Raw genomic sequence first — 15,110 nt, forward strand, 5'->3', positions numbered from 1 at the left:
TGGTTCTGGGGATCTGGTTCTGGGCTGCAACCTCATGGGCCCATCCAAATCCATGAAACCAACTTGAGTGCAACACTTTGTATCTTATGCAGTTATAAACTTGTATTCCACTCATGCCCTTGCAAGAATGCCTTCCTTGACCGAGTCAATCCGTGCATTTTCGCAGCAGCTTCAGATTTAAGGACGTCACATGAAAAAACTCCTAGTACTGACACTCAGCAGCCTGGTCTTCGCCTGTGGCTCGGGCGAAGACGGCAATCCAGTCCCGCCGCCGATCACACCGCCTGAGACGCCCCCCAGCCTGGAGGCCGATATCTGCTACCTGATGAGCACCAGCATGGGGGATATTCGCCTGGCAATAGATCTCAGCAACACGCCGGTTACGGGCCAGAACTTCAAGCAGTATGCCGACAAGGGCTTCTACGATGGCACCCTGTTCCACAGAGCGATCGACAACTTCGTCATCCAGGGCGGCGGTTTCACCACAGGGCTGACGCCCAAGCCGGCCGATGCCCCGATCAAGAATGAAGCAAGCGTTGGCCTGAGCAACAAACGCGGCACCCTGGCGATGGCCCGCACCAACGATCCCGATTCAGCCACCTCGCAATTTTTCATCAACATACTCGACAATCCACAGCTGGACGCCTCCGCCAGCAGCTATGGCTATGCGGTATTCGGCGAGGTGACCCAAGGCATGGAGGTGGTGGATCAGATAAGCATAGTCGAGACTGCCACGGTCAAGGGCATGGCAGATGTGCCCAAGACGGAAGTGCTGATCGACAGCCTGACCGAAGTCGCCTGCAACTGAAGTCGCCTTCAATTGGAATAGCCTGTAACTGACATTGCCCACAATTAGAGTCGCCGGTGGCCACCAAGGGCAAATCACCACAGGCAAAATAATGGGGCAACAAGAGGAGCAGGTGGCGCGCCGGCAGCAAACAAAAAAGGTGTCCCCCGGGACACCTTTTGCACTATTTTCAACAGGCCAACAGGCTCAACCCTAATGCTGGGATTCATCGTCCTGGATCTGGCCCACCAGCAACACGGGCGCCGCATCGAGCTCCTCGGCATCCATCATGGAGGCGATACGCTCGACCGCCGACAGCAGCTGGCTCTGTTCCCAGGTTTCCAAGCCCTGGTAGCGCTTGATGAAATGTTCCTGCAACGGCTTGGGTGAGCTTTCGAGCAGGCTCTTGCCCGCCTCGCTCAGATACAGATGCACCTTGCGCTTATCCGACTCGCTGCGCCTGCGGATCACTAAGTCCCGGCTCTCGAGCCTGTCTATGATGTTAGTCACAGTCGCCGGACTCAGGGTGATTTCCTGAGCCACCTGCTTGGCCAGGGGCGCCTCCAGCTGAGCAATTTTTTGCATCACCATCAGCTGTGGCCCGGTCAGCCCCGACTGCTTATTCAGCTGACGAGAGTGTATGTCGATGGCGCGAATGATCCTGCGCAAGGAGATCAATAACTGTTCGTACTTTTCCATAATGCCCTTTCTCTATTATCGACTGCACAATAGCAGAAAATACGCCAACACTCATGCCTCAAATGCCACTCTAAGGCTAATTTTCTGAGATATCTGCAACAACCCGTGGCGACTGGCCCCGGCTGCATACATGGAGAAGAAAACAAGATGGCAGGGCAAGATGTTCATCTTGCCCTGCCATCCGGGTTTCCCTGGCCGGCTGCCGATTAGGCGCCCAGCCGACGCAGGGTTTTAGCTTAGAAGCTGAAATCTGGCCTAGAAGCTGAAACCGCTCGGCTTAGAAGCTGAAGGTGCGCGACACGGCCAACACCAGGCGTGCATCGGCCCTGTCGGTATTCATGCTGGTATCTTCGGCTGCCAGGTTGAAATCGAACCCACTCCAGCTGGTCATATAGGCCAGACGCACATGGTTATAGGCCTTATGCGTATCCCAGGCCCACTTGTCCGTGTTACCCGAAGTTGAGCGGTCGACGCTCAGGCGCAGTGTATGGCCTTCGGCCACTTCGAAGCTATGGGCCAACATGGCAATATAATGATCCGCCCCCATCCCGAAGTAGTCCCAGCTATACCAGAAGTTGGCTTCCGAATGCCCCAGAGAAGAGTCATAGCCAAACTTGGCATAGACTTCCGGGTAGTAATAGTCATCGGATGCGTCATCGCCATGATAGGTATAATAGGCGATACCCGTATCCAGGCTGACACGCTCGTTCAACTGTTGGTAGTAACCGCCATAGAAGTCCAGCTCCAGCCAGGTATCGTCGGCACTGCCGAAGTCTACGTTCGAGGCCCAGGATCCCAGATACCAGCCGTTGTCGGCGGCATAATCCAGGCTGGCCTGCAGCGCCGGGCCATTATCCGTCTGGCTGACACCGTTGAAGCTGTAATCAGAGGCGCCGGTCACAGTGGCGGACAGGCCGGCATGCGCCGCGCCGGACAAGGCTGCCAGGCCCGAAAAGGTCAGGGCCAATAACGTTTTTTTCATCATAATCTCACTGTTTTTATCTAGTTAGTTTTAAAAATATCGCTTCAAGTTCACAGACGGAGGCTAGTTGGCCATTTCTATCTTATTGAAATCTATTTTGTTATCCCGAGGCGAAGCCTCTATCTCACTCACAATCCTGAATTTTTTCGCCAGGATATAACCCAGGCAGGCAAATATCAGACCTATGGCCAGGGCCCCCACCCATTGGATCTGCAGGAAATCCAGCTTGAACAACAGGGTCAATGCCGACATGGCGGCAAGGTTGCCGAGGAAGTATTTAAGCTTGCCAAAGCGCGCCACCGTCAGCCCCAGGTTGTCCGTATAGAGACGGATCAAGGAGTCCAGCGAGTTGATCACGAACAACACTCCGACCAGCACCATGGCCAGGTTGTAGAAACCCGCAGTTTCCAAGCCATTGACGTTGTAGTAATAGAGCACGGTAAACCAGATGGCGATGGGGATGGAGGGGAACAGCATCATGGCCAGCAATACCTGATAGGTCTTGAGGCCACCGACGAAACGGGAAGTGAACTGGCCTATCATTATGCTCCAGGCGAACCACCAGAAGAGGTAGAACTCATGGTAATCGTTGATCGGCAACACGAAGTGGTGAATGTTGACGAAGTAATCCCCCAGCAGGGCGAAGCTGGTTAAAAACTCACCCGGATGGTTTCCTTCTCCCAGGAAGGCACCGCTCCACATCAGGGCGATCAAGCCGATGAATAACCAGGTGCTGCCCAGGCTGAGGATACGGACATATCTGAGGCTGGTGCTCGAATACACCGCCGCTGCTATGACCAGAAAGACGATCAAATAGAAACTGCCGACCAAGGTTTCACCGTCGCCGAGCTCGGGCAAGTACCAGGGCAAATTGGTCAGCAACAGATAGGCGGTGAAGGCACAGGTGCCTATGATCACCAGATTATTGATGAACTTGACCCAGGGGATGTCGAAGAAACGTACCCTGGGCTCAATGACACAGAAGTAGAAACAGGTCAGGAAGTAAAACGCCCAGATAAGGAAGGCCCAGAAGCCAAACTCTATCGCCAAAGGGTTACTGAAACCATATTCAGGACTGGCGGCAGTATTGGCATAACCGGCAAACTCTGTCAGGGGGAACATGATCAGCCCCACATCCAAACCCGAGGTAAATAGGATGGCGATAAAGGTAAAGGTACGTACAGGTGTCACCCCGACGCACTTGAGATTACCCCAGCGATATAGCACGAACGCGATTGCCGTGAAGGTGAATAGAATCCCCGCGGATAGCCAGCCGGTCATTTCAACCACCCCGCTGCATGAGGCAAATAAAACATAGTTATTGCTCCTTATTTTTATTTAAACGCTATTTCTCAATAGCTTGATTAAGGAACACAGAGCAATTCTTAAAGCCGTAAACGGCCTCAAGCCTTAAGTATCGCTTGCCGGGCAGTGCACACTGCCAACCTTGATAGCGATAGTTAAACCCTGATAGCTTGCGCTGTGTTCCAATGCTGGGCCTGGGCCCCTTGCTGAATTCAGCCGGACCCGACCGAGTCGGTCCGGCTGTTCACTGACAGGGCCCGCCTGGACGGGCCTCTATGTTGATGGCAGGCATCAAGCCGGCTGCCGCTTGGGCTCACCCTGGCGTTGCTGCCTCTGCCAATCCCTGTCCATGCCGACCTCGGCAGGGCTCGGCGCCAACACTTGATGGCCGAGGATGAGATCGGCGGCGCGCTCGGCGACCATGATGGTGGGCGCGTTCAGATTGCCATTGGGAATGGTGGGGAAAATCGATGAATCGACGACGCGCAACCCCTCCATGCCCCTGACCCGGGTCTGGGGATCCACCACAGCCATGGCATCCACGCCCATCTTGCAGGAGCATGAAGGGTGATAGGCACTCTCGACCGCTTGACGCACGAAGGCATCTATCTGTTCATCTGTCACCACTGAGGTTCCCGGCTGGATCTCTTCGCCGCGATAGGCGTCCAATGCCGGCTGATTGATGATCTCCCGGGTCAGACGCACACAAGCCCGAAAGCCTTCTCTGTCTGCTGCATGGGAAAGATAATTGAAGCGAATTTGTGGATGCGCCTTGGGATCGGCACTGACGGCCGTGACTGCGCCGCGGCTCTTGGGCTTGTTATGGCCAATATGCACCTGAAAACCATGACCGGCGAAGGCCTCACGACCATCGTAACGCATGGCGGCAGGCAGGAAATGGTACTGGAGATCCGGCCATTCCACCCCGGCCTTGGAGCGGATGAAACCACAGGACTCGAAATGGTTGGTCGCCCCCAACCCGCTGCGGTTGAGGATCCAGCGGGCGCCTATCAGCAACTTATTCCAGGGATCCAGCTTGCCGTTGAGCGAGATGGGCTGCTTGCATTTGAACTGGAAATAAAATTCCAGGTGATCCTGCAGGTTTTGGCCAACACCCGGCAATTCGTGGCTGAGCGGGATCCCCGCCCGTTCCAGGCTGTCGCGCTCACCTATGCCGGACAGCTGCAGTATATGAGGCGAACCTATGGAGCCGGCCGAGAGTATCACTTCCTTGCTGCAATGCAGCTCCTCGACCTTGCCCTTGCGCTCGAAACGCACCCCGACGGCACGCTTACCCTCCAACAGCACCTTATGCACCAGGGCATGGGTCAGCACAGTCAGATTGGGACGGGACATGGCGGGCCTGAGGTAGGCATTGGCCGTCGACCAGCGCACCCCATTCTTTACCGTCATGTGCATGGGGCCGAAGCCCTCCTGCTGGCGCGCGTTATAGTCCCGGGTGTGGAAATAGCCGGCATCGACACCCGCGTCGACGAAGGCCTGGTACAGGGGGTTCTGCATTTGGTTGCCGTTGTTGACCCCAAGGGGGCCTGTGCCGCCCCGGTAGTCATCGGCGCCGAAGGCCCAGGTTTCGGCCTTCTTGAAGTAAGGCAGGCAATGGGCGTAGTCCCAGCCCTCGGCTCCCGTCTGTTGCCACTCGTCGAAGTCCCTGGCATGACCACGGACATACACCATGCCATTGATGGAGGACGAGCCCCCCAGCACCTTGCCCCTGGGGCAATGCATGCGGCGGTTGTTTAGCTGTGGCTCAGGCTCGGTTTCAAACTGCCAGGCGTATTTCTTGCTGTTCATGGGGATCGACAGGGCGGTCGGCATCTGGATGAAGATGCTCTTGTCGCTGCCCCCGGTCTCGAGCAGCAGCACCCGGTTGGCGGCGTCGGCGCTGAGCCGGTTGGCCAACACACAGCCCGCCGACCCAGCGCCTACTATGATGTAATCAAACTTATGCTCAGGCATGGGGTCTCCTTAAAATGGACTCTCGAGTGGCGTCAATCCCACATACACTGCCTTGAGCTGGGTGTAATGCTTGAGGGTTTCGCTGCCATTCTCCCGCCCTATACCGGACAACTTGTAGCCACCGACCGGCATCTGCGCCGGTGAGGCGCCGTAGGCATTGATCCAGCAGATCCCCGCCTGCAACTTATGTATCACCCTATGGGCGCGGCTGATATCTTGGGTGAAGACCCCGGCCGCCAATCCCATCTGGGTATCGTTGGCGCGGCGTACCACTTCATCTTCATCGCTGAAGGTCAACACGGACATCACAGGGCCGAAGATCTCCTCACGGCAGATGCTCATCTCATCCCGGCAGCGGCCGAAAATGGTGGGGGCAACGAAGTAGCCACAGGGCGCATCGGCAGGACTCAGGGCCTCGCCGCCATGCAGCAGCTCGGCACCTTCGGCAATGCCCTTGGCTATGTAACCCAGCACCTTGTCTCTGTGGGACTCGGAGATCAGTGCACCGAAGTTGGTTTCGGGACGCATGGGATCCCCTATCACCAGGTTGTTGCGGGTGCGCTCGAGCAGCCTGTCGATGAAACTGGCATAGACAGCTTCATGCACGAACACCCGGGTGCCATTGGTACAGATTTCACCTTGGGTGTAGAAGTTGGCCAACATGGCGGCCGAGACCGCATTGTCCAGGTCGGCATCGTCGAAGATGATCAGCGGTGATTTTCCCCCCAGCTCCATGGTGACGTCCTTCAGGGAGCTGGCTGCCGCCGCCATCACCTTCTTGCCCGTGCCGACTTCCCCGGTGAAGGACACCTTGGCAATGTCGGCATTCAGGGTCAGCCAGGCACCGACGGCGCCATCACCCTGCACCACGTTGAAGACCCCATCCGGCACCCCAGCCTCGGTGAAGATCTCCGCCAGCTTCAACGCCCCCAGGGGGGTCTCCTCCGAAGGCTTGAAAATCATGACGTTGCCACAGGCCAATGCCGGCGCCGACTTCCAGCAGGCAATCTGCAGCGGGTAGTTCCAGGCACCGATACCGGCACAGATGCCCAGGGGTTCACGGCGGGTATAGTAAAAATCGCTGCCCACCTGTTGCTGATTGCCTTCAATCGACGGCGCAATCCCGGCGAAAAATTCGATGGCGTCGGCGCCCGTGACCACGTCGACAACCGAGGCCTCCTGCCAGGGCTTGCCTGTATCCCCGACTTCGATCGCCGCCAGCTCATCGTTGCGCTCACGCAGCAAGGCCACGGCTTTAAGCAGTATGCGACTGCGGTCGGTGGCACTCATGGCCGACCAGAGTGCAAAGCCCTGTTTGGCACTGGCGATGGCCGCCTGTTTGATCTTGTCATCTGCGACTTCGACCTCATAGGCCACCCGTCCCGTCGCCGGGTTGATGACCTCGAAGGTTTCACCCGTGGCGTTGGCCAGATACCGACCCGAAATAAAATTCTGATAGCACTTCAATGACATGTTACTGCTCCGTATTGGGCTAATTTGTCCGCAATAAACGCCTTACACAGGGCCTCGGCCCGCTCAAACTCGGGCGCCGGCTCGGCGCTCAGGGCGCTGCGCAACCAGAAGCCATCTATCATGGCGGCAGTCTGTTTGGCGGCCGGGTCCACCTGCTCAGGCGGCAGGCATTGCCTGTAGGAGTAGCGTAAATTGCGGTATAAACGCTCGCTGTTGATATTCTGTAATCTGCTCAGGGCGGGATCGTGCATCGCCTGGGACCAGAAGCTCAGCCAGGTCTTGGTGGCCGGGCTGGAACGCTGTAATTCGGTAAAGTTGGCCTCGACTATCATCATCAGCCGCTGCGGCGGCGATAAAGGCGCGCCGGCGACCCGTTCGAGCAATGCCAGCTTCAGCTGCGACAGCAGATGCCTGAGGGTCGCCTGGATCAGCCCCTGCTTACCGCCGAAATAATGGCTGATGATCCCGGATGACATGCCGGCGAGTCGGCTTATGCTGTTGATCGTGGTGTTCTGCAGGCCAAACTCCGCCACCGAAGCCAGGGTTGCATCGACCAACTGCTGCTTGCGCACTCTGGAGATGTCTGTTGTTTGCATAGCTGTGTGCCCCGTCGTTTGCCTGGCCCATTTTGCCGGGAAGCAAGCATTGATTGAACGTTCAATCAGCACAATACTAATGATTCGAACAGTAATCATCAAGTGGGGTGTCGGCCATGACCGGGATCAAACCTTAAGATCACTAGGCCTATGACAAGCTAGCCGGCCACAAAAAATTGAGATTATTAAGATTAAAAACAATCAAATAGCTGTTTTAAGATTGACTTTTAACAGTTGGAGCAATGGATAGTAATATTTATTGAAATAATTACTGTTGATATGATTTTTTAGTAATCCTAACCTAGCCAACCACCATTTAAGCCATGGAGGCGCCAGCCCCTGCCAGCAACGGCAGCGCGGATACCAGGCTTATGTGACTTGGGTGGCAAGCCGGGAACACAGGTCCCGCTTTAGGTCCTTTGGTTGACACAGATCAAGCCCGAGTCGGCAGCGCCTTGTTAGCTTAGCCCCAACACCTATTGACTCAAGCATTCGAGGTAAGGCTATGACTGCTAAATTTTTTATACCTTCGGTCAACCTGTTGGGCCAAGGCGCGCTGGATGATGCCATAGAGGACATTAAGACACTGGGATTCGAGCGTGCCCTGATAGTGACGGATAAACCCCTGGTCGAACTGGGCCTGGTGGCCAGAGTGGTCGATAAGCTGGCGACCCTGGGCATAGCCAGCCGTATTTTTGATGGGGTTCAGCCCAACCCAACGGTTGCCAACGTCGAGGCCGGCTTGGCCCTGCTGAGGGGCGCCGGCGATAGCCGGGACTGTGACTTTGTGCTCTCTCTGGGTGGCGGCTCGCCTCACGACTGCGCCAAGGGCATAGCCCTGGTCGCCAGCAACGGCGGCAGCATCAAGGACTATGAGGGCCTGGACAGATCTGCCAAGCCTCAGCTGCCCCTGGTGGCGATCAATACCACGGCCGGCACCGCCAGTGAGATGACGCGCTTCTGCATCATCACGGATGAGAGCCGCCACATCAAGATGGCGATAGTAGACAAGCACACCACCCCCATCATCTCGGTCAACGATCCCGAGCTGATGCTGGCCAAACCCGCGGCGCTGACGGCGGCAACCGGCATGGATGCCCTCACCCACGCCATCGAGGCCTATGTGTCGACGGCGGCCAACCCGATCACGGATGCCTGTGCCCTCAAGGCGATGGAACTGATCGCCGCGAATCTGGTGACCGCGGTCGAGCATGGCGAGGATATCCATGCCCGTGAACAGATGGCCTACGCCCAATTCATGGCGGGTATGGCGTTCAACAATGCCAGTCTGGGCTATGTTCATGCCATGGCCCACCAGTTAGGCGGCTTCTATGACTTGCCTCACGGCGTCTGCAACGCCCTGCTGTTGCCCCATGTGCAGCAGTATAACGCCGAGGTAGCGGCGCCGCGCCTCAAGGCCGTGGCCCAAGCCCTGGGGGTAGACGTCAGTCTGATGGATGATGAAGAAGGCGCAGCGGCGGCGATTTCGGCCATCAAACGCCTGTCTGTTGCCGTACATATCCCGGAAAACCTGAGCTTGCTTGGGGTCAAAGCCGAAGACATCCCGACACTGGCGACCAACGCCCTGAAAGATGCCTGCGGCTTCACCAACCCCAAACAGGCGACCCATGAGGAGATTTGCCGGATCTTTGCCAACGCCCTCTAGCGGTCTGCAACCAGGCCCGGTTCAGCACACTCGCTCCGGGCCGGGTTGGGCAAGATTAATTACCGCGAACACAGAGAGTTAGCAGGCTTAAACTAAACTTGAATAATGGTTGACCGAATAGAAAAACGGTGCCTATGATGACAAGAATCTCCCCGAACAGGTAGGTAAATTATGACAGCGATAACCCATGTATATAACTACACTGTAAGATGCCCACATTACAAAGATAACGAACAAACTGCCAGCTGGCTCAATCATATAGAGATCAATCAATCCTGCGAAATTGCCCTCAACCGCATGACCAAATGGCATGAGCAGGCGGGCAATAAAAGCTTCGAAATGAATAAGTTTGTGGTGCGCAAGGCTGACAATGAAGACGCCTATTTCTCGATGCAGAGCGACAGACTGAAAAACGATGGCCATGCCTTGGTCACCTTCAAGATACTGCTGGATAACTGCTGTCAGGACGCCTCGGCGGAGATGATAATGCAGCACCTCATTGAAGATTATCAACATAGGATCGCCAAGCTGGACTAAGGTATAGCCGAAACGCCGCATCCGTCCCGGCCTTGCTGCCGGCGACGGGCGCTTTTACCGGCTTCCTTTTACTGGCCATTGCTAATACTGGCCATAGCCAAGATTTACTGGCATATTCCCCTGCATTAATGCCTATCCATCATCAAGCCTGAGTGTCTATGCGTCTCTGCAACACCCTGATTATTTCAGCCTTAACATTGGCCAGCCTGGCCGCTTGTGCCGACCTCAAACAGGCAGGCAGCTCGATCGGCCATGCCGCCAAGGACACCACCAAGGCCATAGGTCATGCTACCCGGGATACCACCAAGGCCGTAGGCCATGCCTCCCGCGACGCCGTCATTTCGGTCAAGGAAGATCTCAGCAAAAAAGGCTGAGCCGCTTTGCGCCGTCTGCCAGCTCAGGCGGCGTTAGCCCGCATACCATGGGGCACGGGCTGGCCCTGCAGATCCACATTGACGAATACCATCTTCTCTATGCTCACCACTGGCACCTGGCTCAGCTTGTTTCTCACCTCGCACCTTACCGTGATGGAACTCTGCCCCAGACTCAGCAATTCCAGACCGAACTCGATCACATCCCCCTGGCGGGCCGGCATCATGAAATTGATTTCCGAGATGAGCTTGGTCACATGGCGCTGACTCTTCATCTGGCATCCGGCAAAGATGGCCGCCTCTTCATCTATCCAGCTCAATAATTGCCCGCCAAACAAGGTATTGGCCGGATTTAAATGTTCGGGTTTAATCAAGCGACGACTGTAGTATTTCATTGTTGCTGCCCTCCATAGGATAGAGTCAACTCAACAGCATTTTCTGCGCCACATCAATTTAAACCCATAAAAACAATAAGATACATAAAATCACGAATCGGATTCAGCCTAAGCTGCACCAAAGATAGTCTTTGTTGCACCCGAAAGATCCGCTCCCGAGTCACAATTAAGACATAAAAATGCAATCTCGATGACCTTGGAACGTCACATTCATCTCCGACAATCTTGGCGCGTTATGACAGGGACCTCCCCCACACTTCAAAAACAACAATGGTGATGAAAGTGATGAATATCAAAAAATTAGCTGCGCTTGTTTCCTGCAGTTTGATGTCTATGGCGGCCAACGCTGCAGTGCTGCCGACGACTCAGACCGACAGCCAGTGGTTCAAGGACAGTGCAGCCAACGTCGCTGCCAAGACGCAGCTGGAAACCAAGGAACACGCCAAAAATGTGATCCTGTTCGTCGGCGACGGCATGGGGATTTCCACCCTCACGGCGGCGCGTATTTATCAGGGCCAGCAGATGGCCGGTAATAAGGGCGGCGAGGAGAACTTCCTCAGCTTCGAGCAATTCCCCCATACGGCATTGGTCAAGACCTACAACACCAATCAGCAAACCCCTGACTCGGCCGGCACCATGACAGCCATGGCCACCGGGGTGAAATCCAAGGCCGGGGTTATTTCCGTTTCCGACGCCAGCCTGCGTGGTAACTGCCTGTCATCCAAGGGCAATGAACTCATCAGCCTGGTGGATCTGGCCAATGCCAAGGGCCTGTCCACAGGCATAGTCACTACCGCCAGATTGACCCATGCCACGCCGGCGGCGACCTATGCCCATACCCCGGAGCGCGACTGGGAGTCGGACGCCAACTTACCGGCTGAAGCCGTTGCCAACGGCTGTACCGACATCGCCAGCCAATTGGTGATGCGTGATGAAGCCAACGCCCTGAGCGTGGCCATGGGCGGTGGTCGCAGTTATTTCATCCCCAACGACGTCACGGATGGCGAGAACAAGAAAGGCAAGCGCAAAGACGGCCAGGATCTGACCAAGGCCTGGGTCGACAAGTTCAGCAACGCCGCCTATGTCTGGAACCAGGCAGGTTTCGATGCCATAGACACCACAGCCACGGATCACTTGCTCGGTCTGTTCAATCCGTCACACATGCAATATGAAACCGACAGGAGCGATGATGTCGGCGGCGAGCCATCACTGACGGAGATGACATCCAAGGCATTGGAAATATTGAAGAAGAATGACAAAGGCTATCTGCTCATAGTCGAAGCAGGCCGCATAGATCACGGTCACCATGCGGGTAACGCCAAGCGGGCACTGACCGACGCAGTGGAATTGTCCAATGCCGTCAAGGCCGCCGTCGCAGGCACAGATCCGGACGATACCCTGGTCATGGTCACGGCAGATCACAGCCATGTGTTTACCATTGCCGGCTATCCCAAGCGTGGTAACCCCATACTCGGGCTGGTGCATGGCGTTGATGGCAGCCTGGCCATCGCCGACGATAACAAGCCATACACCACCCTGGCCTACACCAATGGTCCAGGCGCAGTGGAAGGCGTCCGTGATGATCTCACCTCGGTCGACACCCAGGATAAAGACTTCATGCAACAGTCTCTCATCCCCCTGGGCAGCGAGACCCATGCCGGCGAAGACATAGCCCTGCATGCCACGGGTCCAGGCTCTCAGCTGGCTCAAGGCGTGATAGAGCAAAACGTTATTTTCCACATTATCAATCAGGCGCAGCAGCTTGGCGGCACTAAGTACTAATAACCAATTAACAGAGTGGGAATGAAAATGAACAAGAAATTACTGGTACTTTCGATAGCAGCGCTGCTGGGATTGGCGGCATGTGGCGACGGTGAAACGGGCGAGACGGGTGCCAATGGCACGGATGGTACCAACGGTGCCGATGGCAGCAAGGGCCAGGACTGGACCTCGGTCAACCAATGGTATGTCGATGGTCAGGCACGGGTGACCAAGGCGGCGGGTCTGTCTGCCAATGATGAAGCCGGCGCCGCCAAGAACGTCATACTCTTCGTCGGCGATGGCATGGGTGTCTCCACCATCACCGCGGCCCGCATTCTCGACGGTCAGCTCAAGGGGCAGACGGGCGAGGAAAACTCACTGTCGTTCGAGACCCTGCCCTATGTCGGTCTGTCCAAGACTTATAACGTAGATGGTCAGACACCCGACTCGGCCGGCACCATGAGCGCCATGATGACAGGGGTGAAAACCGATGTCGGCGTCATTTCCCAGGCCGAAGGCGTCGAGCGGGGGAATTGTGCTTCTGCCGATGGCCAAAACCTGGTGACCTCACTGGAACTGGCCGCCATGGCCGGCATGTCTACCGGCGTGGTCACCACGGCCCGTATCACCCATGCAACGCCGGCGGCAACCTATGCCCATGTTCCCGAACGCAACTGGGAAGCAGATTCAAACCTGCCCGCCGAAGCCGTAACCAATGGCTGTAAAGACATAGCAGCTCAATTGCTGGACTTCAGCTATGGCGACGGCCTCAACGTGGTCATGGGTGGCGGTCGCCGTGCCTTCATCCCCAAGACCATGACAGATCCCGAAGGCAAGGCGGGTAAGCGCAACGACGGTCGCGACCTGACCGCCGAATGGCAGACCAAGTACCCCAATGCCGCCTATGTGCAGGACAGGGACAGTTTCCTGGCGGTAAATCCCCAGGTCACAGATCACTTGCTGGGTTTGTTTAACTCTTCACACATGGAATACGATCTGGATCGTACCGAAGCCGGTGTGACGGGTGAACCTTCACTGGCGGAGATGACGGCCAAGTCCATAGATCTGCTGAAGAAGAACGACAAAGGTTTCGTGTTAATCGTCGAAGCCGGCCGCATAGACCATGCCCACCATGCGGGCAATGCGGCACGCGCCCTGCACGACACCATAGCCTTGTCTGAGGCAGTCCGTGTCGCCATGGAGAAAACCTCGGCAAACGACACCCTGGTGATGGTCACTGCGGATCACAGTCATGTGTTCACCATTGCCGGCTATCCGACCCGGGGCAACCCTATCCTGGGCCTGGTGAAGAGCAACGATGCCAATGGCTTGCCTGCAACGACCAACTCCACGGATAACAATGGCCTGCCATACACTACCGTAGGTTATGCCAACGGCATGGGTTACGCCTCATTGGCAACTGGGGGTGACGAGCGTTATGGCTTCCCTGTGGATAGCGGTCGCAAGGATCTCAACTATGTCGACACTCAGAGCCCTGGCTACCATCAGGAAGCGCTGATCCCTCTGGGTGACGAGACCCATGCAGGTGAAGACGTGGCTATCTTTGCCCGGGGTCCGAGTGCCGATCTGATCCAAGGCACAGTCGAGCAGAACCATATATTCCACGTCATCAATCATGCCGCCAACCTGGTGGCTAAAGCCGAAGCGGCGCAATAAGCGCAGCACCGGGCAAGCGCAGCACGGCTGCGCTTGCCTTTTGTTATTTTGATTTGGAGAGCCAAATGAAGTCTTGGTTACTGGCATTACCTCTTATCGGCCTGGGTTGCACTGCTGCAGCCCACCCCCTTGCCTACCCGGCATCGGTCGGCACCTCAATCGACACCCAGACAGCGGCTTCGCAGCTGTGCGCCCCACTGGATGCCGAACACCTCAGCGCCCGTTATCTCATCAAGAATGAGGCGGGCCAAAGCTGGCAGATCCGCTTGTTGCGCAAGGATCATAACCTGATAGTGCAGCGCCTGGCTCAGGCGGATGTCCAGAAGCAGGCCGGCCAACAGCAACTCCAGAGCTTCGAGTCCTGGACCCAGGACGGTGAATATGTGCGTTACTTTCCCAGGGAGAAACGCTCCATCACCTACAGGAAAGGCGATCTCCGCGCCCTGAATATCCAGTATGACGGCGACAGCCTCTACCATCTGGTGCCGAGCAAACTCACGACCGAACTTGAACCCGGGGCCCAGTCCCGCCAGGGCTGTTTCGCCACTCAAGCATATCGCGGCGAACGCCATGGTGCCAGCCTGGATCTCGCTTGGATCCCGGCATTGGCCTTGCCCTATGGCTTCAGCCATCATCAGGGACAAGATGGGTTGAGCTACCAGTTGGTCGACGCCAGCCCCCTGAGCGCGGCCGAATTCGACGCCATGATTGCAGATTATCAGGATCTGGATTTCGCCGATGTGGGTGACAGCGAGTCAGATCCTTTCATCGCCAAGATGATCCACCAGGGCTTCATCCAGCATGGCGGCTCAGGCTTCTACGACAGCGAAGGGCATCCACTGGACGATGGCGGCCATGGCCATTAACCGCCATTGACATGGCTC

Annotated in this window: 14 protein-coding genes; 7 read left to right on the forward strand and 7 right to left on the reverse strand. The window is 56.3% G+C overall.

Going from position 1 to position 15,110, the window contains the following annotated elements; genetic code table 11:
• Positions 1-190 precede the first annotated feature (190 nt).
• Positions 191-808, forward strand: coding sequence for a peptidylprolyl isomerase (locus tag LZP73_RS03130; protein WP_234233016.1), 618 nt, complete (start codon positions 191-193; stop codon positions 806-808).
• Positions 809-1,000: 192 nt separating this feature from the next.
• Here the strand turns inward: LZP73_RS03130 and LZP73_RS03135 are convergent, their stop codons facing one another.
• The 6 genes from LZP73_RS03135 to betI all read right to left on the reverse strand — a co-directional run bounded on the left by LZP73_RS03135 (position 1,001) and on the right by betI (position 7,819).
• Positions 1,001-1,486, reverse strand: coding sequence for a MarR family winged helix-turn-helix transcriptional regulator (locus tag LZP73_RS03135; RefSeq protein WP_169563367.1), 486 nt, complete (start codon positions 1,484-1,486; stop codon positions 1,001-1,003).
• 277 nt (positions 1,487-1,763) lie between these two features.
• The gene (locus LZP73_RS03140) at positions 1,764-2,468 is read right to left on the reverse strand and encodes a TorF family putative porin (RefSeq protein WP_234233329.1); all 705 of its coding nucleotides are present in this window, start codon (positions 2,466-2,468) and stop codon (positions 1,764-1,766) included.
• Between the two features lie 63 nt (positions 2,469-2,531).
• Positions 2,532-3,749 (reverse strand): BCCT family transporter, encoded by a 1,218-nt coding sequence (locus LZP73_RS03145; RefSeq protein ID WP_234233017.1) that lies wholly within the window; start codon positions 3,747-3,749, stop codon positions 2,532-2,534.
• A gap of 315 nt (positions 3,750-4,064) precedes the next feature.
• Positions 4,065-5,750 (reverse strand): choline dehydrogenase, encoded by a 1,686-nt coding sequence (gene betA / locus LZP73_RS03150; RefSeq protein WP_234233018.1) that lies wholly within the window; start codon positions 5,748-5,750, stop codon positions 4,065-4,067.
• Between the two features lie 9 nt (positions 5,751-5,759).
• The gene (betB, locus tag LZP73_RS03155; protein ID WP_234233019.1) at positions 5,760-7,223 is read right to left on the reverse strand and encodes a betaine-aldehyde dehydrogenase; all 1,464 of its coding nucleotides are present in this window, start codon (positions 7,221-7,223) and stop codon (positions 5,760-5,762) included.
• Positions 7,214-7,819 (reverse strand): transcriptional regulator BetI, encoded by a 606-nt coding sequence (gene betI / locus LZP73_RS03160; protein ID WP_234233020.1) that lies wholly within the window; start codon positions 7,817-7,819, stop codon positions 7,214-7,216. The genes betB and betI overlap by 10 nt, the downstream gene beginning before the upstream one ends.
• A 505-nt stretch (positions 7,820-8,324) precedes the next feature.
• On the opposite strand from betI, the gene yiaY reads away from it, so the two are divergent.
• The 3 genes from yiaY (at position 8,325) to LZP73_RS03175 (ending at position 10,396) form a co-directional block, all read left to right on the forward strand.
• Positions 8,325-9,485, forward strand: coding sequence for an L-threonine dehydrogenase (yiaY, locus tag LZP73_RS03165; protein WP_234233021.1), 1,161 nt, complete (start codon positions 8,325-8,327; stop codon positions 9,483-9,485).
• A gap of 171 nt (positions 9,486-9,656) precedes the next feature.
• The gene (locus LZP73_RS03170) at positions 9,657-10,022 is read left to right on the forward strand and encodes a cytoplasmic protein (RefSeq protein ID WP_234233022.1); all 366 of its coding nucleotides are present in this window, start codon (positions 9,657-9,659) and stop codon (positions 10,020-10,022) included.
• 158 nt (positions 10,023-10,180) lie between these two features.
• Entirely contained in the window at positions 10,181-10,396 is a 216-nt protein-coding gene (locus LZP73_RS03175; RefSeq protein ID WP_234233023.1) for a hypothetical protein, read from the forward strand.
• Between the two features lie 23 nt (positions 10,397-10,419).
• Here LZP73_RS03175 and LZP73_RS03180 read toward each other — a convergent pair whose 3' ends face one another.
• Positions 10,420-10,788 carry an acyl-CoA thioesterase gene (locus LZP73_RS03180; protein ID WP_169563375.1) on the reverse strand — a complete coding sequence of 123 codons (369 nt, stop codon included), beginning with the start codon at positions 10,786-10,788 and terminating at the stop codon, positions 10,420-10,422.
• 285 nt (positions 10,789-11,073) lie between these two features.
• On the opposite strand from LZP73_RS03180, the gene LZP73_RS03185 reads away from it, so the two are divergent.
• The 3 genes from LZP73_RS03185 (at position 11,074) to LZP73_RS03195 (ending at position 15,092) form a co-directional block, all read left to right on the forward strand.
• The gene (locus LZP73_RS03185) at positions 11,074-12,570 is read left to right on the forward strand and encodes an alkaline phosphatase (RefSeq protein ID WP_234233330.1); all 1,497 of its coding nucleotides are present in this window, start codon (positions 11,074-11,076) and stop codon (positions 12,568-12,570) included.
• 27 nt (positions 12,571-12,597) lie between these two features.
• Positions 12,598-14,226 carry an alkaline phosphatase gene (locus LZP73_RS03190; protein ID WP_234233024.1) on the forward strand — a complete coding sequence of 543 codons (1,629 nt, stop codon included), beginning with the start codon at positions 12,598-12,600 and terminating at the stop codon, positions 14,224-14,226.
• A 65-nt stretch (positions 14,227-14,291) separates the two neighbouring features.
• Complete coding sequence (locus tag LZP73_RS03195) at positions 14,292-15,092, forward strand: hypothetical protein (protein WP_234233025.1); 801 nt, start codon at positions 14,292-14,294, stop codon at positions 15,090-15,092.
• Positions 15,093-15,110 lie beyond the last annotated feature (18 nt).

It is taken from the genome of Shewanella sp. AS16 (assembly GCF_021412365.1).
Classification (GTDB): Bacteria; Pseudomonadota; Gammaproteobacteria; order Enterobacterales; family Shewanellaceae; genus Shewanella; species Shewanella salipaludis.